This is a genomic window from Streptacidiphilus sp. PB12-B1b (assembly GCF_014084125.1).
Lineage (GTDB): Bacteria > Actinomycetota > Actinomycetes > Streptomycetales > Streptomycetaceae > Streptacidiphilus.
Window position 1 is genome coordinate 7,381,457 of record NZ_CP048405.1, and the last position, 21,829, is coordinate 7,403,285.

The window sequence follows — 21,829 nt, forward strand, 5'->3', positions numbered from 1 at the left end:
GGCGCGGGGGCGCGGCGGGGACGGGCGGCGGCAGGCGGGTACGGCGGCGGGACGGCGGGCTCGGGCGGGGTGGGGGTGCGGCGGGGGCGGGGGGTGGCAGGGGGGTAGGGCGGATAGGGCGGGGGCGGGGGACGGTCTCGTCGGTCGCGGCGGGGGTGCGGCGGTGGGGAGCGGCGGTGGGGCGGAGCCGGGCAGGCGCGGTGTCGGCGGGTCCGGACGCGGTCCCGGTCGGGGTGGCTGCGGGATGGCTGGAAAACGCCGCTCGGGCCCAGTCGGGGATCTCGTCCCGGTCGGCCCCTGCCGGAGCGGGAACGGCCTCGGGAGCGGCAGCCGGAGCGTGGCTGTTGCTGATCAGGGCGAGGCGTTCGCGCAGCGGCATGCCGGTCCAGCAGGAGCCCTGCCGGGCGCGCAGTCGGCGGAGCCACAGCTCGGTGGAGACGATGTCGGCGAGGCCGTCCAGCGGCACCGCCGCGCCGCCGCAGGCGCGGTGCAGCGCGGCCCGGAAGGCGTCCGGGTCGAGCAGCCCCAGCTCGGCCAGGAGCGGCGCGGCGAACAGCCGGTCCAGCGCGCCCGCAGCGCGGTTCAGCCCGGCGCGCACGGTCTCGACCGCCGCGTACGGGCCGGGTGGGACGCCGTGGCCCCAGCCCTCGGGGATGCCGGTGACGCCCGCGCCGGTGAGCACGGTGCGCAGGATCTCGTGCCGGGCGCCGGGCTGGACCCGGGCGGAGTCGGGCACCAGGCGGCAGGCACGGACCACCTGGTTGTCCAGGAAGGGGGCGTGCAGCCGCTGCCCGTGCGACTCCTCGATGATCTGGGTGAGGACGCGGAACTCGGCGGCCTGCCGGTGCAGCGCGAGCCTGGCCCGGCGCGCGCCGGGGCGCTCGTCCGGCCCGGCGCGCCGGGCGGCCAGTCGCAGGCGTACCGCGACCGCCGACAGGGCGTCGTCGGTGAGCCAGCGGACCGCGGGCCCGGGGATGCACCAACTGAGGGCCTCGACGGAGGCCCCGCCCGCATTGTCCGGCTGCGGGGTGCGCCGGGCCATGAGCGCGACCGCGGCGTCCTCCAGCCCGTCCGCGTACGGGGTGCGGGCCAGGCGGCGGGCGGCGCGGAGCACGGCGACGGGGGTGCCCAGGGTGCCGTGGACGGGGTGCTCCTGGCCGTCGGCGCGGGCCAGCGCGGCGACCGGGCGCATCAGCGGCAGCCGTCGGCGTTCCAGCAGCAGGTCGGCGAGGCGGGCCGGGTGGCCGTCCAGGACCTGGCGACCGCCGTGGCCGCTGAGGTGGTCGGTGCCGGCCTCGGCCAGGCGGTGGCGCTGTCGTACCGCGCTGACCAGCGCGGGCCCGGGTTCGTCGGTGAGCGGGCCGGAGAGCGGGTCGTCCAGCAGGTCGGCGTAGGGCAGGGCCTCGGGACCGCCGGGGACGACCAGGTGGCGCAGCCGGGGGTCGGCGGCGGCCAGGGCCTGGGCCCGGAGCAGTTCGGCGGTGCGGGCGGGGGCGGGCGGTCGGCCTGCGGCTTCGTGGGTGTCGGTGGAGGTGACGGCGAGCAGCAGCCGGTCCGGCGGGGCGGGGCGCGGGGTGTCGGCGCCGGGGGCGGGGCGGACCCAGGAGCCGCGGACCGCGCCGGTAGTGCGGGGCTCCTCGCTGGGCACGGGCGGGCCGTGGTGGACGGTGCGGTAGCTGCGCGGGTCGCCCCAGCGCTCCTCGACGCTGGGACGGGCGGTGCCCCAGTGGGCGTCGCCCGGGGTGCGGTACGCGTCGGCGGTCCGGTATGCCTCGGCGGTGTCGTACGGCTCGGCCGGGGCGGGGTCGGGGGCCGGTTCGCAGGAGGGCGAGGGGACGCGGCCGGGGATGCCGGCGGCGAGCAGCGTGACCACGCTGGAGGCGCTGCCGCCGGAGAGGTCGGTGCTGACCCGGCGGTCGGGGGCGGGCGGCGCGTCGGGGTCGTTGCGGACCCGGCAGCGGACGGCCTCCAGCAGGCTGCGGGTGACTTCGCCGGTGGCGGCGGGGCCGTTGACGGCGGAGGCGCTGCCGACGGAGCCGGGCAGCGGTTCGTAGAGGGAGGTCTGCGGTGAGCCGGAGCGGATGCTGAGCGCGTGCGCCGGGAGTACGCGCCGTACGCCGGCGAACGGGCTGCCGTCGCCGAGGGCGTCGAGCGAGTCGGGCAGGGCGAGCCGGGCGGCCAGGTGCAGCGGGTCGACCGGCGCGCCGACCAGGTCGGCTAGCGGGAGCGCGGCGGTGGCGTAGGCGGTTCCGCCGCACCAGGGGGTGTGGAAGACGGCGCGGACGCCGGCGAGGTCGCCGAGGACGGTGGTCCGGGCGCCCTGCTGCAGGACGACGGTGTAGCTGCCGGGCCAGGTGGTGAGGTGGCGCAGGGCTCCGCCGCTGGCGGCGAGCAGGGCGGCGCGCAGTTCGCGGTCGCCGGCGGCGCAGCGGCCGAGGACGGCGAGCCGGGCGACCGCGCCGTCGTCGGCGGCGGGCTCGTCGGGGTCGGCCGGGAGGTCCGGGAAGCCCCGGGCGACGCGGTCGGTGGTGTGGTGGTGCTGCCGGTAGACGCTGACGGTGGTGATCTCCTCGGGCCGCCAGTCGCCGACCGCCCACAGCGGGTCGGGGCCGGGCCAGAGCAGCCGTCCGCCGAGGGGGCGCAGGTCGCGCAGGACCGGCTCTCCGACGGCTGACGCGCCGTTCCACCCCACCAACCACCGCATGGTCGCCTCCACAGCCTGTGGACAAAGATCTCGCGGCCTGCTGTTGCACCGTCAGGAGACATGGTGCCACCGGCTCGGCGAGTCATCCGCAGGGATGACGCGATCGATTTGCGGAAGATTCCGGGCAGGACGGGTCAACCGGGGCAGATCGCCGCGAGCACGGCAGCCGACAGCCGGGATCAGCCGTTCCCGGCCGGCGCCCGCCGCGGGGCGCACTCCGGCGCGCACCGGCGCACGGGCCCCGCGCACAGGTCGGACGCACGCGTCGGGCGCATGCCCGGACCGCTCCCTCCCCGGCCCGGACAGGCCCGCGCCGAGACGACGAACACGGCTCCGCCCGGGCGGAGCCGATCCTCTGGAACCCCTGACGCAGACCGGGAGGTGTCCGCACACCCCCCGGTCCCAGCTGCCACCGCGCGGGGAATGTACGGCGGCAGTGTCCCCCGGCCCACCGGGTCCTCAAGGCTGGGGCTCCGCTCCGGCAGGCCGACCCACAAGCGCCATCCAACCTCCGCGCGGAAGGGCCCGGCAGGGGGCACGGCGGGGCGCACGGCCACACCCCGCAGGGGCATGGCACCGGTACTCCCGGCATCGGTATCCCGCCATCCCCCTCACCGCCCCTTAACCCTGGGAACGCGGGGAACTACTCTGGGTGTAACCGGGCATCGACGGCGAGGCGCGAGGGGGTGGCACCAGGTATGACCACCAGCGTACGAGGACCGAACGAGAAGCTCGGCACGCTGCTGTCGCTTGCCGGGATCAGCAACGCCGGGCTCGCCCGCCGGGTCAACGACCTCGGCGCGCAGCGGGGGCTGACCTACCGTTACGACAAGACGTCGGTGGCCAGGTGGGTGACCAAGGGCATGGTGCCGCAGGGGGCGGTGCCGCACCTGATCGCCACGGCGATCGGCGGGAAGCTGGGGCGCAGCGTCCCGCTGGAGGAGATCGGGCTCGGCGGCAGCGATCCCGTGCCGGAGATCGGGCTGGCCTTCCCCCGGGACGTCCAGGAGGCCGTGCACCACGCGACCGAGCTGTGGCTGCTGGATCCGGACGCCGCGGGGAGCCGCAAGGGCGGATGGTGGGACAGCCTCTCGGGTACGTTTTCGGTCACGGCGTACGCGACCCCGGTGTCGCGCTGGCTGATCACCCCCGTGGACGGCTCGGTGGCCCGGGAGGCCCCGGGCGCGCCCCCGGCCCCCGGCGCGGGCGGCGGCGCCGGTCCCGGGCTGATCGTGCCCGGCGCGGGCGGTACGACGGGTGCCGGCGGCGGTACGGCGGCGGGCGGCGCGGGGCGGATCGCGGCCGGGGGCGTCGGCCACCGGGTCGGGCACACCGACGCAGCCAAGCTGCGGCAGGCCGCCGAGGAGGCCCGGCGCTGGGACTCCCGCTACGGCGGCGGCGACTGGCGCTCCTCGATGGTGCCCGAGTGCCTGCGCCAGGACGCCGCGCCGCTGCTGCTCGGCTCCTACAGCGACGAGGTGGGCCGGGCGCTGTTCGGCGCGACCGCCGAACTGACCCGGCTGGCCGGGTGGATGGCCTTCGACACCGGTCAGCACGAGGCCGCCCAGCGCTACTACATCCAGGCGCTGCGGCTGGCCCGGGCGGCGGCGGACGTGCCGCTCGGCGGCTATGTGCTCGCCTCGATGAGCCTGCAGGCCACCTACCGGGGCGCGGCGGACGAGGGCGTGGACCTGGCGCAGGCCGCCATCGAGCGCAACCGGGGCCTGGCCACGGCCCGGACCATGAGCTTCTTCCACCTGGTGGAGGCCAGGGCGCACGCCCGCGCGGGCAGCGCGCACGCCTGCGCGCTGTCGCTCTCGGCGGCGGAGAGCTGCCTGGAGCGCTCCCGCCCGGGCGACGCCGACCCGGCCTGGATCGACTTCCACTCCTACGACCGGCTCGCCGCCGACGCCGCCGAGTGCTACCGCGACCTGGGCATGCCGCTGAAGGTGCGCGAGTACACCGCGCAGGCGCTGGCCCGCCCGACCGAGGAGTACGTCCGCTCGCACGGCCTGCGGCTGGTGGTCTCCGCGCTGGCCGAGCTGGACGACGGCGACCTGGACGCGGCGGTCGCGGCCGGCAGCCGGGCGGTGGAGGTCGCCGGGCGGATCTCCTCGCAGCGCACCCGCGAGTACGTGCAGGAGATGCTGCGCCGGCTGGAGCGCTACCAGGGCGAGGTCCAGGCCGAGGAGCTGGCCCGCCGGGCCCGGCTGGTGCTGGCCGCCCCCGCCTGAGCCCGGCCGTACCGCGACCGAAGCGCGACCGGGACCGGGACCACGACCGGCCGGCGGGATTGTCGGACCCTCGTGGGACGATCCCTGACATGCGGGCTCGGGACCGCTCGGGATCGGGAGAGGAGCAGTGTGGGGTTCGACGCTGAGGTGGTTGTGGTCGGCGGCGGCATCGTGGGCCTCTCCACGGCGTACGCGATCAGCCGGGCCGACCCCGGGGTGCGGGTGATCGTGCTGGAGAAGGAGACCGGCCTGGCCGCGCACCAGACCGGCCGCAACAGCGGTGTCGTGCACAGCGGCCTGTACTACCGGCCCGGGTCGTTGAAGGCCCGGTTCGCGGTCGAGGGCGGCCGGGAGCTGGCCGCGTTCTGCCGTGAGCACGGGCTGCCGTACCGGGAGACCGGCAAGCTGGTGCTGGCGACCACCAGCGCCGAGCTGCCGCGCCTGCACGCGCTGGCGCAGCGCGGACGCGAGCACGGGCTGCCGGTGCGCGAGCTGGGCCCGGCCGGAATGGCCGAATACGAACCCCATGTCGCCGGGATCGCCGCGCTGCACGTCGGCAGCACCGGCATCTGCGACTACCCGGCGGTCGCCGCCGCATACGCCGCGCTCTCCGGCGCGCAGCTGCGGACCGGCAACACCGTGACCGGCATCGCCCGCCGGGCGGACGGCGTCACGGTCGGCACCACGCTCGCCGAGGTCCGGGCGAGGGTCCTGGTGAACTGCGCCGGGCTGCACAGCGACCGGATCGCCCGGCTGGCCGGGGACGAGCCGGGCGTGCGGATCGTGCCGTTCCGCGGCGAGTACGTCGAGCTGGCGCCGCGCGCCCGGGAGCTGGTGCGCGGGCTGGTCTACCCGGTGCCCGACCCGGCGTTCCCCTTCCTCGGCGTGCACCTCACCCGCGACCTGCACGGCGGCGTCCACGCCGGGCCCAACGCCGTGCCCGCGCTGGCCCGCGAGGGCTACGACTGGCGTGCCATCAGCCCGCGCGACCTGGCCGGGACGCTGGGCTGGCCCGGCGCGTGGCGGCTGGGCGCCCGGCACTGGCGCGCGGAGACGGCCGAGCTGCACCGCTCGCTGTCGCGGCGCGCCTTCGCCCGCGAGGTGCAGCGGCTGCTGCCGGACTGCGCCGAGGCGGACCTGCGGCCGGCCCCGGCGGGCGTCCGGGCCCAGGCCGTCGGCCGGGACGGCTCGCTCCTGGACGACTTCGCCTTCGCCGAGGCGCCGCGCACCGTGCACGTGCTGAACGCGCCCTCCCCCGCCGCGACCGCCTCCCTACCGATCGGCCGCGAAGTCGCCCGCCGAGCCCTGACCGCCCTCGCCGCCGCCTGACCTCCCCCGGACCGCAGCCCCTGCTGACCGCAGGGCCCGGGCCCGGGCCTGCCGGAGGCCAGGGGACGGGCGTCGGGCGGCACGTAGACTGGTCCGCACTGTGACCCGCCATCTCCTGCCACCAGCTGCTCCCGTGCGCCCCGAGGACATCCCCTCGCTCGGCGCGCCCGTTCCCGCGTCGCTGCACTCCGAGCACCGGATCCGCAGCTTCCACCCGCGCAAGGGGCGGATGAGCGACGCCCAGCGGGCGGCCCTGGCGCGGCTGTGGGAGGCGTACGGCGTCCGCGTCGACGGCGAGGGGCTGCTCGACCTCGACCGGCTGTTCGGCTCGCCCGGCCTCCCGGTGGTGCTGGAGATCGGCTTCGGCATGGGCGACGCCACCGCCGCCATGGCCGCCGCCGACCGCTCCACCGGCATCCTCGCGGTGGACGTGCACACCCCCGGCCACGGCAACCTGCTGCGCCGGATCGAGGCCGACGCCCTGGACAACGTCCGCCTCGCTGAGGGCGACGCCGTCGTCCTGCTGCGCGACCAGCTCGCCCCGGAGTCGCTCGCCGGGCTAAGGATCTTCTTCCCGGACCCGTGGCCCAAGGCCCGGCACCACAAGCGGCGGCTGGTGCAGCCCGCGTTCCTGGCGCTGGCCGTCTCCCGGCTGCGCCCCGGCGCGGTCGTGCACTGCGCCACCGACTGGGAGCCGTACGCGGAGCAGATGCTGGAGGTGCTGAGCGCCGCCCCGGAGCTGGAGAACCTGCACCCCGGCGGCAACGGCTACGCGCCGCGCCCCGAGTGGCGTCCGGTGACCAAGTTCGAACGGCAGGGGATCGACAAGGGGCACGTCGTCCAGGACCTGTTGTTCCGGCGCCGCTGACCCGCCCCTGGCGCGGTCCGTCCGGGCCCTGGCGAAGGCCGCGTCCGACCCTGGCGAACAGCAGAAACGCCGTACCCAGCCGTCGGCGACCCCGATAAGGTCATACGGTGAGCAGCCCCCTTCCCGACCGGTCCGTACCCAGCGACGACATACCCCCGCCGGCCGCCGGGGAGCCGGGCGCGGGCCCGGCTCCGCTGGTCGGCGCCTTCCCCGTGCCGCAGGCCGCCGGGGGCCCGGACTTCCCGCTGCCGCGCCGGTTCCGCTACGCGCCGCGCCGGCAACTCCTCGAGAGCAAGCCGCTGCGGCTGGTAGCGCTGACGCTGCTGCTGGCGCTGTGCGGCGTCGGCATCCTGTGGAAGGTCGAGGGGCAGACCGGCGGCTCCGGGCTGCTCATCGGGATGTGCCTGGCGCTGGTGCCGGTGCCGCTGGTGCTGGCCGCGTTCTCCTGGCTGGACCGGGTGGAGCCCAAGCCGCTGCGCAACCTGCTGTTCTGCTTCGCCTGGGGCTCCTGCGCGGCGACCCTGGTCGCCATCATGGCCAACACCTGGGCGACGGATCTGCTGATCAGCCACCAGATCGGCGGCGGGCAGACGCTCGGGGCCAGCCTGGTCGCGCCGCTGGTCGAGGAGAGTTGCAAGGGCTCCGCCGTCCTGCTGCTGTTCCTGTTCCGCCGCAAGGACTTCAGCGGCATCGTCGACGGCGTGGTCTACGCCGGGTTCACCGCGACCGGCTTCGCCTTCACCGAGAACATCCTCTACATCGGCCGCTCGGTGCTGGACGGGCGGAACGAGGGCCTGGGAATCGAGGTGACCGTGGTCACCTTCATCCTGCGCGAGGTGATGTCGCCGTTCGCGCACCCGCTGTTCACCTCGATGACCGGGGTGGGCTTCGGGATCGCGGCGATGACCCGCCGCCGCTGGCTGAAGGTGCTCGCGCCGATCGGCGGCTGGGCCGTGGCCATGTTCATGCACGGCACCTGGAACGGCTCCTCGGTGCTGGGGTCGCTCGGCTTCATCGGCGTGTACTTCCTGTTCATGGTGCCGGTGTTCGGCCTGATGGTGTGGCTGGCGGTGTGGTCCCGGCGGAACGAGCTGAAGGCGGTGGGCCGTCAGCTGCCGGTGTACGCGGGCGCGGGCTGGATATCGCCGCCGGTGCCGCTGGTGCTGTCGTCCATGCGCACCCGCAGGCAGGCGCTGGACCTGGCCCGCTTCACGCTCGGCCCGAGCGGCGCCAGGACCATGCGGGAGTACCTGGGCTTTGCGACCTCGCTGGCGTTCCTGCGGCAGCGCGCCGAACGCGGCCTGGTCGGCCCGGAGTTCCCGGAGCGCGAGCAGGAGCTGCTGCACCACCTGTGGGAGCGGCGGGAGGCGGTCCGGGAGGTGCTGGCGCGGGTCGGCGAGCAGGAGTGGCAGCGGCTGCACCCGCCGGTACGGCCGGTGTACGGCTATCGGGGCGTGCCGCCGCAGGCCGCACGCCGCCAGCCGCTGCCGTACGCCCCCCAGCCGTACCCACAGCCTTACGCACAGCAGGCGTACGCGCCGCAGCCGTACGCGCCGCAGCCGTACGCATCGCAGCCGTACGCGCCGCAGCCCTACCCGCAGGCGTACCCGCAGCCGTACGGGCCCGGGTATCCGGCGCCGTACGGCGCACCGGGCGGCTTCCTCCCGGCGCAGCCGGTGCCGGGCGCGGGCCACCAGCCGCCACCGTTCCCGTACCAGCCGCAGCCGCACGCGCACCCGCCCCTCCCGCAGTCGCAACCGCAGCCGCAGTCGGCAGCTCCCGCGCCCCTGCCCGCGCCCGGCCCGGAGCAGCCCGCACCGGCGTCCGAGCCGCACCAGCCGCCCGCGCATCCCTCCCACTGAGCCTCCGTATCCCCGGCCCGTCGGAACCTTCCGGGTCGCCCCCGGCGTTGTCCCTTTTATCCGCACGCTGCGTGCGGGACGCCGACAATGCGTCAGGAGGCCCGCGGATGACGGATGGCATCTATCGCATGGCTGTGACCAGCGGCCACGCCCACAGAGACACCGTCTCCCTGGCCGAGGAGCAGGTCCGGCACTGGCTGAAGGCGCAGCACTACGACGGCCCGGTCGCCGAGGAGGGCCGACATCGCGTCGGCTCGCAGGCTGTTCTGGACTGCTCGCTCAAGGAGCGCGTGCGGGGCGCGAAGGGCGCGAAGGAGTCACTCGCGCGCTGGCGGTTGCGGGAGTTCACGCTCCAGGGCATCTGGCAGACCTCGCTCACGGTGAGCACGCCCACCGGCGGACGCACCTGGGTGCGGCTGGATGCCGAGCTGCTCCCGGCGCGGGGCGTGGCCGTCGCCAAGGCGCCCGTCCCCTCCCTGGCCCGCGGCCTGCTGGACGTCCTCTCCGCCACCGAGGGCGAGCACCCGGGCGCCGCCTCCCTGCATGCGATGCCGACCGTGATCGAGCGCGGCGACCTGGACGAGGTCCTGGACGAGCTGTGCGATCCGGACCGCCGGCTGCCCATCGTCGTCGCCAGCACCCCCTCCCACACCGACTTCGACGACTGGCTGGCCGAGACCGTCGACCCGCTGCTGCGCGGCTGCGCCGGGCTGGCCGTCCTGTACGCCCTGGCCCCCGGCGCCGAGCGGGAGTTCAACCGGGCGCTGGAGCACCACCGGGTGTTCGGCGGCGCGGTCCGCACCTACCTCCCCGGCCTCGACCCGGCCTGGCAGCCGGACGCCCAGCGGCACCGGGTGATGGCCCGGCACACCTTCGAATCGGATCTGCGCCGCGCCTCCGGGCTGCTGGCCTGGCTGCCGCGCCGGCTCGCCGTGCAGACGCCCATGCCGGACGCGCTGGCGGCGCTGCCGCCGCTGCGGGCCCGGGGGCTGACCGACAGCGGCGCGGAGATCGACGGCGTGCAGCCGGGATCGCTGCTGGTGGACACGCACGAGGAGGAGGCGCTGGAGGAGCGGGCGCGCGCGGGCGAGATCCAGGAGGTACGGCGCTGGCTGCGGGCGGCCGAGGAGCGCGAGTCGGAGCTGGCCGCGGAGTACGACGAGCAGTACAGCGAGCTGCGCGAGGCCCGCACCGAGGTCCGCTCGCTGCGCGGGCGCCTCGCCGCCGCCGGGTACCCGGACCTCGCCGACCACGCCCCGGCCGAACGCGACCTGCACAACGACCCGGCGTCCTTCGCCGAGCTGCTGGAGCGGATGGACGAGTTCCCGCTGCTCCGGTTCACCGGCGACCCCCGGCTGACCCGCGACCTGGACCAGCAGACGGACCACCCGACCTGGGTCCGTATGGCCTGGGACGCCCTGCTCGCCCTCCAGGACTACGCCGAGGCGGCGGTCCGGGGCGAGTCCGGCGGGGACTTCCGCCGCTGGTGCGAGAACACCCCGGCCGACTGCCACGCCTTCCCCCCGCGCAAGGTGATCCGCGACGAGTCCCGTACCGTCCGCTCCCACGGCAAATGGAAGAGCGAACGCGAACTCCCGGTCCCGCTGGACGTCAACCCGGCCGGCGAAGTCTTCATGGGCGCCCACCTGCGCATAGGCGGTGGCGGCACCGCCCCCCGGCTCCACTACCACGACGACTGCTCAGGCACCGGCCGCATCTACATCGGCTACATGGGCCTGCACCTGCACAACACCCGCACCAACTAGCCCAGCGCGACCCACGACCCCGCCGGGGGTCCGGGGGTTGCCCCCCGGGGGATGGAGCATCGGCGACATGGGCCTGCACCCGCACAACACCCGCACCAACTAGCCCAGCGCGACCCACGACCCCGCCGGGGGTCCGGGGGTTGCCCCCCGGGGGATGGAGCATCGGCTACATGGGCCTGCACCCGCACAACACCCGCACCAACTAGCCCAGCGCGACCCACGACCCCGCCGGGGGTCCGGGGGCTGCCCCCCGGGGGATGGAGCATCGGCTACATGGGCCTGCACCTGCACAACACCCGCACCAACTAGCTCGGCGCAGCCCCCGCGCCAATTGGGGTGGCCGGGGGCGGGTTAGGGTGCTGGGAGGACTAGTGCAGGAGGTCGTACGGACATGGCGCGGATTCCCTCATCCCTGGTCGCGGCAGCCGGCCTGATCGGCGGCTACGGTGTCGCGCGGGCGACGAAGCGGCGCGAGCTGGGCGGTGCGGCGCTGCTCGCCGCGGGTGCGGTCGCGGCGACGCAGTGGAAGCGGACGGCGGGGCCGGTCACGGCCGGTGCGTTGAGCGGCCTGTACGTGGCCGCGTTCGCGGGCTCGCACCCGCTGGCGAAGAAGCTGGGCGCCTGGCCGTCGGTGCTGACCGTCGCCGGTGGCGTTGCGGTGGCGTCCTGGGCCGCGGTGGACCGCCGGGCCTGACAGCCCGGACGCGAGAGGTGAGAGGTCCGGACGGCAGCTGAGCCGTCCGGACCTCTCGTGTCTGCAGTCCGATCAGAGGATCAGAGGACAAAGAGGACCCGCGGTCAGATGCTGAGGCCGCGCTCGGAGAGCCACTGCGCCGGGTCGACCGGCTCGCCGCCGCCGGGGCGGACCTCCAGGTGCAGGTGCGGGCCGGAGACGTTGCCGGTGGCGCCGACCCGGCCGATGGGCTGACCGGGCGTCACTTCGCCGGAGCCGACGCCGATCGCGGAGAGGTGGCAGTACCAGAGCTCGGTGCCGTCGGGCAGGGTCTCCACGACCCGGTAGCCGTAGGAGCCGGCCCAGCCGGCCGAGGTGACGGTGCCCGCGCCGATGGCGACGACCGGCGCGCCGGTCGCGGCGGAGAGGTCCAGGCCGGTGTGCAACTGTGCCCAGTAGGTGCCGGACTGGCCGAAGCCCGCTCCGACCACGGCCCCCTGCACCGGGGTGACCAGGGTGCCGAGCTGCTGCTGGTCGGCGGCGGCGCGGGCCTGCTGCTCGGCCTGGACGACCTGCGCGGCGGCCTCGGCCTCGGCCCTGGCCTGGGCCTCCTGGGCTTCGGCCTGGGCGGCTGCCTCGGCGGCGTGCTGCGCGGAGGCGTGGGCCTCCGCCTCGGCGTCGGCCCGGGCGGCGGCGAGCTTGGCGGCGGCGGCCTGCGCGGCCTGGCGGCGGGCGGCGTCGTCGGAGTCGGCGCGCTGCTGCGCGGCCTGGGCGCGGATGCGGTCGGCGAGGGCGGTGCCGGGGTCGGCGGCGGTGGCGTCGCGTTCCATCAGCGCGGTGGTCCCGGTGGACAGTTCAGCGGTGGCGTGGTCCTGGACGCTGAGCGAGGGCTTGGCGCCGGTGGGCCTGGCGTCGCCGATGGTCGCCGCGTGGGCCGGGGTGGCCAGGCCGATCGCGCCGGTGGCGCCGACCGCGGCCATGGCCGCCAGGCCGAGGACGGCCGAGGGCGCGATCCCTGCGGGGCGCTGCGGCGCCTCGGGTTGCACGGGTGCCCACGCGGACTGGTACGACGCCACGATCGGCGTGCTCCTTTCCTTCCCTAGCGCCGACCGGGTTAGCTGACGGGTTCGGGGAGGAAGGTCCCCTACAGCCTCGCGGCTGATTCACCCCAGGTACGTGGTTCCCCGGCTCCTGGGCGTCGCACGGGGCGGCGCCCAGCAGGATTAGGCGACAGAGCACGACGCCGCTCGTCGAACGGCAGAACTTCGTGCTGCGTTATCAAACGTTAATCCTAGAGACGATTGATTCCAAGTGGTTCGGGGAGGCAGCTGGCAACTCACGTTGCATACGCGGCTTTTGTCCGCATCGGTGCACCGGATCGACACACGCCTGTCATCAGCGGACCAGGCAGAACTCATTGCCCTCCGGGTCGAGCATGACCTGGAACGCGCCCTGGTCGTCCGTCCGGACCTCGCCGACGGCCCGCGCGCCGAGCCCGATCAGGGCGGTGCGGGCGGTGGCGATGTCGGGGACGTCGATGTCCAGGTGCAGCCGGTTCTTCCGGCTCTGCTTGCCCTCGGGCACCCGTTGGAAGGCCAGCCGGGGCTGGCCGCCGGGCGGGTCGACGTAGGACCAGTCGGGCGCGCGGTCCACCGGCAGGCCGCCCACCAGCGCGGCCCAGAAGCGGGCCAGCCGCGCGGGCTCGGCGCAGTCCACCACGATCTCGTCCAACCGGCCCATGCCCGCGGTCGGGCCCTCGCTCGTCACCACTCCGCCACGCTAGCGCCGTACGGCCCGGGACTGCGAGGTTCCGGCGCGACGCGGGCGGGTGAAGCTGCCGAAGGGTGAAGCTGCGGGCGGGTGAAGCCGTGGGCGGGCGCGCCGGTCAGTGCTGGGCGGCGGCCGGGCCCGCGCCGCTGTAGAGCCAGTCGACGAGGAGGTCGGCCAGCTGGTCGGCGGCCAAGGCGCGGGCGTTGGCGAAGCGTCCGTCGCTGTCGCCTTCGAGGAGCTTGCCGTCGGGGGCGAGCTCGACCAGGGCCGGGATGCCGACGCTTCCCAGGTCGACGTAGCGCTGGGCGAGGGCCAGGTTGTGGTCGAAGTGGCCGACGTCGATGGCGACGGTGTGGTAGTTCCGGGCCAGTACCTGGTGCACGCCGGGGGTGTCGACCAACGCGGACATCGCGCGGCAGTCCTCGCACCAGGCCGAGCCGAAGTCCAGCAGCACCGGCCTGCCGTCCGCGCGGGCGGCGGCGAGGGCCCGGGCGACGTCGTCGGAGGCGTCGGCGGCCGGGTCGTAGCTGTCGGGGACGGGGTCGAGGGTGACCGGCGGCAGCGACAGGAACGGCCGGGCCAGGCCCAGGCTCTCGTCCGACGGCTGCCCGGGGCGTCCGGCGGCGCCGGCCCCGGCTGCGGGGCGTCCACGGCCGACGACGGTGACGCAGCCGCCGAGGCAGCCGCCGAGGACGAGTACGGCCAGGGCCCAGGCGAGCGCCCGGGACGCGGCGCGGAGGCCGGTCATCGGCGGGGCCCTCCTCGGTCCGACTCCGGGGCGCCTACCGCCCCGGCATCAGTTGAGCAGCCGGGCCGCGCCGCGCCCGGTGCATCGCCGGGGCGCGGTGCGGCAATCACCCCGTCGGGTGACTGCCGGGCCGCTCACCGCCCGGCGGGCGCAACCAGGACGGGACGGGACGGCCGCCGGGCCAGGCGCCGGTCAGCCCCAGCTGAGGTAGGCCAGGCTGCCGAGCCCGGCGAGGGTGCAGTAGATGGCGAACGGCGTGAGCGTCCGGGTCTCGAAGTACTTGGTGAGGAAGCGCGTCGCCACGTAGCCGGCGACGAACGCGGCGACCGAGCCGGCCAGCACCTGCCCGCGGATGCCGTCCCCGGCCGGGCCGAGCAGCGAGGGGACCTTGAGCAGCGCGGCGGCGCCGATGACCGGGGTGGCGAGCAGGAAGGCGAAGCGGGCGGCGTCCTCGTGGCGCAGGCCCTTGAAGATCCCGGCGCTCATGGTGACGCCGGAGCGGCTGATGCCGGGCAGCAGGGCCAGCACCTGGGCGCCGCCGACGATGGCGGCCTGCTTCCAGTTCAGCTTGCCGGTGATGCGCAGGTCGGACACCTCGTCCGGGTGCAGCGGCAGGCCGTCGGGGCCCAGCTCGTCGACGGCGGCGTCCCCGGCCCGGCGGCGGCCGCTGCCGCCGCGCTTCAGCCGCTCGGCGCCGTAGAGCACCAGGCCGTTGAGGGCGAGGAAGGCGGCCGCGACCTTGGGGGTGCCGAGGGCGTCCTGGAACACCTTGTTCAGGGCCAGCCCGACGATGCCGACCGGGACGGTGGCGACGATCAGCAGCCAGGCGAGCTTCTGGTCCACGGTCTCGATCCGGCGCTGGACGACGGAGGTGAGCAGGCCGCGGATGATCCGCACCCAGTCCCGCCAGAAGTAGACGACCAGGGCCAGCGCGGTGGCCAGGTGCAGGCCGATCAGCACGTTCAGGTACGGGGAGCCGGCGGCGGAGACATTGAGGTCCCGCTTCCAGGAGCCGCCGATGAGGGCGGGCACCAGGATGCTGTGGCCGAGGCTGGAGACGGGGAAAAGCTCCGTGACGCCCTGGAGCAGGCCGACGCCGATCGCTTCTGGATACGTGAGGACGGACATCGACGGCCTTCAGCAGACAGGGGCAAACACTGGGCAGTCAGAAAGTACTACAGAGCTGTAGACCCCCCGTCGCCGGGCCGTCCTTGTTCACCGCTCGGACGCCCCGAATTCACCGGAACCTCCGGCCGCCGTGGGGCGGTCGAAGGTTCCGGTGAACGGGCCGGGCGGCCTCGGGCGGCCCGGGCATCCCGGTCAGGCGACGGACTGCAGCTCCGGCCGCAGCTCGGGCCGGGGCCGGGGCAGCGCGGCGGAGCCTGCCACCACCCGCTCCGGGTGCACCGCGTTGTCCTGGAGCGGCGTCAGCTGGTGCCGCAGCCGCAGCGCCAGCACCGTGATCAGGACGGTGCAGCCCGCCATCACGGCCAGGTAGGCGACCGAGGCGCCCGCGCCGACCAGCAGCACGCCGGCCGCCGGGCCCATGGCCACCGCGATCTGCTTCACCAGCGCGAAGGCCGCGTTGTAGGTGCCGAGCAGCCGGGCCGGGGCCAGGTCGGCGACGATCGGCCCGAGGGTGGGCGCCAGCAGCGCCTCGCCGACGCCGAACAGCGCGTAGACGGAGACCATGGCGACGGTGGCGATCATGGCGTCGCCGCGGATCAGCCCGGCCACCCCGGCCATGGCCCAGGCGCCGAGCCAGACCAGGCCGGTGGCGGCGATGGCGGCGCTGCGGCGGCGGCGCGCGGTCATCCGCACGACGATCATCTGCAGCACCACGATCACCAGGGTGTTGGCGCCCAGGGCGAAGCCCAGGATCGACGGCGAGGTGCCGACGACGGAGGTGGCGTAGGCGGCGACGCCGGACTCGAACTGGCCGTAGCAGGTGAAGAAGATCAGCCCGGCGAGCAGGCAGACCCGGATCATCGCCTTGTCCCGGAGCAGCGCCGGGAAGCCCGAGCGGGCCTCGGTGCCCCGGTCGCTCCGGGCGGCCGGTGCGGGGGCGAGCGCCGGGGCGCCCGGGATCCGGACGCTGCCGGTGACGGCCGCGAGCACCAGGAACATCAGCCCCTCGATGCTGAACAGCAGCGTCAGGCTGGCGGGGCGGTGGACGTCCACGATCTGGCCGCCGATCATCGCGCCGATGCCCATACCCAGGTTGACCAGGGTGAACTGCAGGGCGAAGGCGTGCGAGCGGGTGGCCGGGGTGGAGCAGCGGACGATCATCGTCGCCAGCGCGGGCTGCACGGTGGTGACTCCGGCCCCGAACAGGAAGGCCGCAGCCAGGATGTGCTCGCTGCCGGTGGCGTGCCCGAAGGCGAAGGCGCCGAGCGCGGCGGTGACCGCGCCGACGACCAGCACCGGGCGCGGGCCCCAGCGGTCGATGCCGCGCCCGCTGAAGGGCAGCACGGCGAGGGCCGCGAGCGCGAACACGGTGAACATCAGCCACGCGGTCATCGAACCGAGGCCGCGCACCTGGTCCACGTACACGAACATGTAGGGGACGGTGAAGCCGCTGCCGAACGCGCTGAGCGCGTTGCCGAGCTGGACGCGGCGCAGCGTGGACGCCGCCGTTCCGTTCTGCCCGTTGCTCTTGGACTGTCCTGCCTGCTTCTGCTGCCGCAGGGTGCGGGTCATGCTGCACCGCCTTTCGCTCTCGATCCTGTTTCTCATGAAAGAGTAAACACCTAAAGTCTTCAGAACGCAAGGCTATACACTTGACCCATGACCGAGCCAACGCAGGGCCCCCGCTCTCCCCGACGTCCGAGCTGGACATCGGCGAGCAGGTGGCGGCGTACCAGCGCGAGTTCCCGACCGTCGATCCGCAGGTCGAGACGATCGTCAGCACCCTGTCCCGGCTCGCCCGGCGGATGTCGGTGGCGTACGGGCGGCAGCTGACCGACCTCGGCATCGGCTCGGCCGACTGGGAGGTCCTGAAGGCGCTGATCGTGGCCGGCAGCCCCTACCGGCTGGGCCCGGGCGAGCTGGCCAAGCGGCTCGGGCTGACCCCGGCCGCGATGACGCACCGGATCGACCGGATGGCCGCGGCGGACCTGGTCACCCGCAGCCGGGACGAGAGCAACCGGGTCCGGGTGATCATCGAGCTGACCGAGCTGGGCCGGGAGAAGTGGCTGGAGTCCATGCGGATGGCGGCCGTCTTCGAGGAGGACGTGCTGCAGGACGCCTCCACCGAGGAGCGCGCGGTGCTGGCCGGGCAGCTGGGCCGGATGCTGCGCCGGGTCGAGCAGCACCAGCCGGACGCCCTCGGCCGCTGCGACGACCTGGACTGATCAGTCACCCCGGCGCGCGGGCCCGGCGCGGGCGGGCGAGCGCCGGCGCGGGCGGGCGAGCGCCGGCGCGGGCGGGCGAGCGCCGGCGCGGGCGGGAACGACAGTGCCGCCCGGCCGCGGGAGCGCGGCGGGCGGCACTGGCCGAGCGGGCGGAACGGGTCAGGACGGCAGGCCGACCGACTGCAGCCAGGCGGTGGCGACCGGCAGCGGGTCGGCGCCCTTGGCGCTCACCTGGCTGTCCAGCTGCAGCAGCGTCGCCGTGTCGAGCTTGGCGGAGACGGCGTTCAGGGCGGAGACCACGGCCGGGGTCAGCACGCTCTTCTGGCCGACCGGCACGACGTTCTGGAAGCCGAAGAGGTTCTTCGGGTCCTGCAGAACGACCCACTTGTCGGCGGTGACCGTGGTGTCGGTCGTGAAGATGTCACCGACCTGGATGTTGTTGGCCTTCAGCGCGCCCTCGGTCAGCGGGCCGCCCGCGTCCAGGGCCTTGAAGCCCTTGAACTTCAGCCCGTACTCGGCCGACAGCCCGATCAGGCCCTCCTGCCGGGTCTGGAACTCCGGCGCCGCGCCGATGGTCAGGTCGCCCGCGAAGGGCGCCAGGTCGGCGATGGTGGAGGCGCTGGTCAGGTGGTACTTGGCGGCGGTCTGGGCGTTGACCGTCAGCGAGTCCTTGTCCTGCGCCGGGGAGGGGTCCAGCAGCTCCAGGCCCGGGGCCAGCTTGGCGGTCAGCTGGTTGTCGGTGTCGGAGACGCTGGTGGGCGTCGCCGCCTTGTCCAGGTACGCCAGCAGCGCGCCGTTGTACTCCGGCATCAGCTGGATGTCGCCGTTCCGCAGCAGGCCGTAGGTCACCTCGCGGCTGCCGATGTTGTACTTGTAGGTCACCTTGACGCCCTGGGCCTTGAGCGTCACGCCGTAGATGTCGGCGAGCAGGGTGCTCTCGGTGAAGTCGTTGGAGCCGATGACGATGGAACCGGCGGCTGCAGAGGTCTTGGGCGCGAGGGGGTTCGCGGAACTCGAGCTCGATGAGGAGCCGCAGGCCGCCAGCGTGACCGCGGCGGCAGAGGCGATGAGGGCGGCGGCGATACGAGTGGGACGGCCGCTGGTAGTCGTAGTCACTGTTCCATTCCGGATGTTCAAGGGTTATGGGCGGTGCTAGAGATCATGCTCACGGGCCTGTGCGGCCCGTCTGCCGGACCGGCAGCCAACTTCCGTACCCGGTGATACTGGAGTGCCTTCCCCCTGTTCCGGAAGCATCTTGATGACTTCGTATCACAATGTTCACAGAGTCACCTCTGACAAGAAGCGACCATTGCCGGTAGTCTCCGCACGATTGCGCGTTCGGACGAACGGGTACCCGTGCGAGTCGGACATTTACTGATGCATCGTCATGTCGCAGGTACGGAGCTGAACGAGGAGCCCCGCATGTCCCCCCAGGACGCGCATCCGGAGACATCCGGCGTCCAGGCGCCGGCCGGACCGGCTGCCCTCGCCCCCGACGAGCCCGGCCTGCGCGCCAGGATCGGCCGCAGCCTCGACCGGACCCCGTTCCGGCGCAAGCTCAACGCCCTGGTCATCGTGCCGGTCGTGGTCATCTCGGTGCTGTTCGGCGTGATCATCGCCAATGAGATAGGCCAGGCCGAATCCACCGGCAACCAGGCCCAGTTGATGCGCAGCAGCGCCCAGGTCGCGCTGCTCGCCGACGACGTCCGCGCCGAGCAGCAGCAGGCCATCCTGCTGTGGACCCGCTTCGACCTGAAGTCGACCGTGCACGGCGCCGGGCCGGTCGACAGCAGCGCCTACGGCCAGGCCCAGCAGGCCACCGACGCGCAGGCGCTGGTGGTCAGCAACTCCTTCGGCGCGAACCTGCCGGTCGACGAGGCGCAGGCGCTCAACGAGGTCGGCAACCTGCGCGACGTCCGCTCGCAGATCACCACCGGCGCCATGGCCGCCGCCAACATCGACGACGCCTACAACTCGGCCGCCAACGACCTGGTCGACGGCCTTGGGCTGACCAGCAACCACAGCGGCGACATCACCCTGTCGCAGACCCTGGACGCGCTGCTGCGGGCCGACGGCGCGCACGCCGCGTACGAGACCGGGCTGCTGTCCGCACAGACCTACGACTCCGAGTCGCTGATCGAGTTCGTCGCCACCGTCGGCCAGCTCAACCAGTACCAGTACCAGGAGCAGCGCTTCGACGAGCTGGCCGACGCCGCGCAGTCCACCGCGCTCTCCGCGGTGGACTACAACTCCTCGCAGAGCCAGCTCACCTACGCCTACTCGGTGCTGGAGGACAACCCGGCGCCGCTGTCGGACGACCCGAACGACGCGGTCGGGGTGCCGCAGGCGCTGGCGCTGTACCCGACGATCGCCGCCGAGGCGGCGATCCGGCAGCACGCGGTGCAGCTGCTGGCCGGGCAGATCGCGTCCAGCGCCGACGGCGACGCCGCCTCCGCCGGGTGGCGGGCGATCTTCCTGCTGGCCCTGGCGCTGCTGGTGTTCACCACCTGGCTGACCCTGTCGGTGCTGATCAGGCACTCGGTGGTGCGCCCGGTGCAGCGGCTGACGGGCGCCGCGCGCAAGGTCGCCGAGGTCTCCGGGCGGGAGCTGGCGCGGGTCGCCGACGACGACGCCACCGACGAGAGCCCACCGCGGCTGGAGGCCGTGCCGGTGCTGGCGGACGACGAGATCGGCGAGCTGGCTTCGGCGTTCAACCAGGTGCAGGTCACCGCCGCCGGGCTGCTGGAGCGCCAGGTCACCAGCCGGCGCAACATCGCCGAGATGTTCGGCAACGTCGGCCGCCGGGTCAGCAATCTGACGACACGTCAACTGTCCTTGATAGACGCGGCCGAGCGCAGCGAGACCGATCCGGAGCTGCTGGAGCGGCTCTACCGGATCGACCACATCGCGGTGCGCATGCAGCGCAACGCCGACAGCCTGATGCTGCTGGCGGGCATCCGCGAGACCGAGCTGGACGGCCGTCCGGCGCCGGTGAGCCACGCGGTGCGGGCCGCCCTCGGGCAGATCGAGGGCTACCAGCGGGTGTCGCTGCACGCCCGCTCGGACGCCTCGGTCTCCCCGGACGCCCTGGGCGACCTGGTGCTGATGCTGGCCGAGCTGCTGGAGAACGCCGTCTCCTTCTCCCCCGCGCACAGCGACGTCGAGGTGACGGTGCGCAGCGCGTCGGGCGGGCGCGCGGTGATCGAGATCGTGGACCACGGCCTGGGCATGGGCTCGGACCGGATGGCCGAGGAGAACGCCCGGCTGGTGCGGCGCGAACGCCTGGACCTGGTGCCGACCAAGGTGCTCGGACTGTTCGTGGTGGGCACCCTGGCCCGGCGCTGGGGCATCACCGTCACCCTGGCCCGGACCCCGGGCGGCGGCGTGACCAGCACCGTGACCGTCCCGCCGGAGCTGGTGACGGCCGCTCCGGCCGCCGCGCAGCAGCCCGCCCCGGCGCTGCCGACCCCGGCCGCGCTGGCCGTGCCGGCGCCGTCCGCACCGGCCCGGGCGACGGCCCTCGCGTCCTCGGGCCTCCCGTACAACGCTCCTTCGCACGCCGCCCCGGCCGCGTACGCCCCTGCCGCGCAGGCCCCGGCGGCGACCGGGCCCGCGCCGGTGCCGGTGGTGCCGCCGGCGACCGGCGGGGCGCTGCCTCGGCGGGCGCCGCGCCGCGCGCCGGACGAGCCCGAGCACGGCCAGGCCAGTGCCGAGCCCGCCGCCACCGACACCGCCCGCCCGGCGGCCGAGCCCTCGGGCGGCCTGCGCCGCCGGGTCCGCGGGGCCACCCTGGAGGGGCGTCCCGGCGCCGCACCGGCGGCGCCCGCGCCGCGGGAGGTGGACGCCGAGGCCGTCCGGGACTCCATGGAGGAGTTCGAGGAGGCCGTCCGTCGCGCCGAACTGGACAGCACCCGCAAGGATCTACGCACACCAGAACGTCCGGAAGGAACGGGCTCATGACCACGCCCACAGACCCCAGCCCCAACGAGCCCGCCGTCCCCGGTGACCTGCGCAGCGCAGCGGCCGACTTCACCTGGCTGCTGAACCGTTTCGCCACGGAGACGGCCGGGGTGGTGGACGCCATCGCGGTGTCCTCCGACGGGCTGCTCATCGCCGTCTCCCGGCTGCGCGACCACGCCGACTCCGAGCGCCTCGCGGCGATCGTCTCCGGCATCACCAGCCTGGCCGCCGGCGCCTCGGGCAACTACGGGCTCGGCTCGCTCAACAAGGTCATCATCGACCTGGAGGGCGGCCACCTGCTGGTCTCGGCGATCGGTCACGGCTCGGTGCTCGGCGTCGTCGCCTCCAAGGAGGCCAAGCTGGGGAACATCGCGTACGAGATGACGCTGTTCGCCAACCGGGCCGGGGCCGCGCTCAGCCCGCAGCTGATCATCGAGCTGAAGAACGGCGTGGGCTCGCCGGTCGCCAACTGAGCCGCAGCGTGCGGCCGGAGGCGACCGGACAGGACGGATCCATCAACCACGGGGGCGACCATGGGAGGAACGGCATCGTGGCCAGCGCA

17 protein-coding genes, 1 pseudogene and 1 riboswitch are annotated in these 21,829 nt (G+C 74.6%); of the genes and pseudogenes, 11 read left to right on the top strand and 7 right to left on the bottom strand.

Annotation, left to right across the window (positions count from 1 at the left end):
• Window positions 1-475 precede the first annotated feature (475 nt).
• Window positions 476-1,873: pseudogene (locus GXW83_RS32170) on the bottom strand (asparagine synthase-related protein); the annotation flags it as partial.
• Between the two features lie 219 nt (window positions 1,874-2,092).
• Between GXW83_RS32170 and GXW83_RS34985 the strand changes: the two are divergent.
• From GXW83_RS34985 to GXW83_RS32205, 8 genes are all read left to right on the top strand, one after another.
• On the top strand, window positions 2,093-2,221 hold the full coding sequence (locus tag GXW83_RS34985; protein ID WP_255431339.1) for a hypothetical protein: 129 nt from the start codon (window positions 2,093-2,095) through the stop codon (window positions 2,219-2,221).
• Between the two features lie 45 nt (window positions 2,222-2,266).
• Complete coding sequence (locus GXW83_RS32175) at window positions 2,267-2,674, top strand: hypothetical protein (protein ID WP_182446518.1); 408 nt, start codon at window positions 2,267-2,269, stop codon at window positions 2,672-2,674.
• A 728-nt stretch (window positions 2,675-3,402) separates the two neighbouring features.
• Window positions 3,403-4,938 (top strand): hypothetical protein, encoded by a 1,536-nt coding sequence (locus GXW83_RS32180; protein ID WP_182446519.1) that lies wholly within the window; start codon window positions 3,403-3,405, stop codon window positions 4,936-4,938.
• Window positions 4,939-5,067: 129 nt separating this feature from the next.
• A complete protein-coding gene (lhgO, locus tag GXW83_RS32185; RefSeq protein WP_182446520.1) occupies window positions 5,068-6,267 on the top strand; it encodes an L-2-hydroxyglutarate oxidase in 1,200 nt (399 codons plus the stop codon).
• Between the two features lie 100 nt (window positions 6,268-6,367).
• On the top strand, window positions 6,368-7,135 hold the full coding sequence (trmB, locus tag GXW83_RS32190) for a tRNA (guanosine(46)-N7)-methyltransferase TrmB (RefSeq protein WP_370466832.1): 768 nt from the start codon (window positions 6,368-6,370) through the stop codon (window positions 7,133-7,135).
• Window positions 7,136-7,242: 107 nt separating this feature from the next.
• On the top strand, window positions 7,243-8,997 hold the full coding sequence (locus GXW83_RS32195; RefSeq protein ID WP_225447372.1) for a PrsW family intramembrane metalloprotease: 1,755 nt from the start codon (window positions 7,243-7,245) through the stop codon (window positions 8,995-8,997).
• Window positions 8,998-9,125: 128 nt separating this feature from the next.
• Entirely contained in the window at window positions 9,126-10,763 is a 1,638-nt protein-coding gene (locus GXW83_RS35180) for a hypothetical protein (RefSeq protein ID WP_182446521.1), read from the top strand.
• 391 nt (window positions 10,764-11,154) lie between these two features.
• On the top strand, window positions 11,155-11,457 hold the full coding sequence (locus GXW83_RS32205; RefSeq protein WP_182446522.1) for a hypothetical protein: 303 nt from the start codon (window positions 11,155-11,157) through the stop codon (window positions 11,455-11,457).
• Between the two features lie 104 nt (window positions 11,458-11,561).
• On the opposite strand, the gene GXW83_RS32210 is transcribed toward GXW83_RS32205, so the two are convergent.
• From GXW83_RS32210 to GXW83_RS32230, 5 genes are all read right to left on the bottom strand, one after another.
• Complete coding sequence (locus GXW83_RS32210) at window positions 11,562-12,512, bottom strand: M23 family metallopeptidase (protein ID WP_304940979.1); 951 nt, start codon at window positions 12,510-12,512, stop codon at window positions 11,562-11,564.
• 12 nt (window positions 12,513-12,524) lie between these two features.
• Window positions 12,525-12,676, bottom strand: a riboswitch (cyclic di-AMP (ydaO/yuaA leader).
• Window positions 12,677-12,831: 155 nt separating this feature from the next.
• On the bottom strand, window positions 12,832-13,176 hold the full coding sequence (locus GXW83_RS32215; protein ID WP_182447703.1) for a VOC family protein: 345 nt from the start codon (window positions 13,174-13,176) through the stop codon (window positions 12,832-12,834).
• A gap of 145 nt (window positions 13,177-13,321) precedes the next feature.
• The gene (locus GXW83_RS32220; RefSeq protein WP_182446523.1) at window positions 13,322-13,954 is read right to left on the bottom strand and encodes a co-chaperone YbbN; all 633 of its coding nucleotides are present in this window, start codon (window positions 13,952-13,954) and stop codon (window positions 13,322-13,324) included.
• Window positions 13,955-14,146: 192 nt separating this feature from the next.
• Window positions 14,147-15,082: an undecaprenyl-diphosphate phosphatase gene (locus GXW83_RS32225; RefSeq protein WP_182446524.1), complete on the bottom strand. Its 936-nt coding sequence runs from the start codon at window positions 15,080-15,082 to the stop codon at window positions 14,147-14,149.
• A gap of 192 nt (window positions 15,083-15,274) precedes the next feature.
• Window positions 15,275-16,654 (bottom strand): MFS transporter, encoded by a 1,380-nt coding sequence (locus tag GXW83_RS32230; protein WP_182446525.1) that lies wholly within the window; start codon window positions 16,652-16,654, stop codon window positions 15,275-15,277.
• A gap of 131 nt (window positions 16,655-16,785) precedes the next feature.
• Between GXW83_RS32230 and GXW83_RS32235 the strand changes: the two genes are divergently transcribed.
• Window positions 16,786-17,307 (top strand): MarR family winged helix-turn-helix transcriptional regulator, encoded by a 522-nt coding sequence (locus GXW83_RS32235; protein ID WP_370466903.1) that lies wholly within the window; start codon window positions 16,786-16,788, stop codon window positions 17,305-17,307.
• Window positions 17,308-17,466: 159 nt separating this feature from the next.
• On the opposite strand, the gene GXW83_RS32240 is transcribed toward GXW83_RS32235, so the two are convergent.
• Window positions 17,467-18,423, bottom strand: a complete 957-nt coding sequence (locus tag GXW83_RS32240) for an ABC transporter substrate-binding protein (RefSeq protein WP_182446527.1) — start codon at window positions 18,421-18,423, stop codon at window positions 17,467-17,469.
• Window positions 18,424-18,729: 306 nt separating this feature from the next.
• Between GXW83_RS32240 and GXW83_RS32245 the strand changes: the two genes are divergently transcribed.
• Both GXW83_RS32245 and GXW83_RS32250 read left to right on the top strand, forming a co-directional pair.
• Window positions 18,730-21,267 carry an ATP-binding protein gene (locus tag GXW83_RS32245; protein ID WP_182446528.1) on the top strand — a complete coding sequence of 846 codons (2,538 nt, stop codon included), beginning with the start codon at window positions 18,730-18,732 and terminating at the stop codon, window positions 21,265-21,267.
• The gene (locus GXW83_RS32250; protein WP_182446529.1) at window positions 21,264-21,740 is read left to right on the top strand and encodes a roadblock/LC7 domain-containing protein; all 477 of its coding nucleotides are present in this window, start codon (window positions 21,264-21,266) and stop codon (window positions 21,738-21,740) included. Before GXW83_RS32245 ends, GXW83_RS32250 begins: the two co-directional genes overlap by 4 nt.
• The last annotated feature ends 89 nt before the right edge of the window (window positions 21,741-21,829 follow it).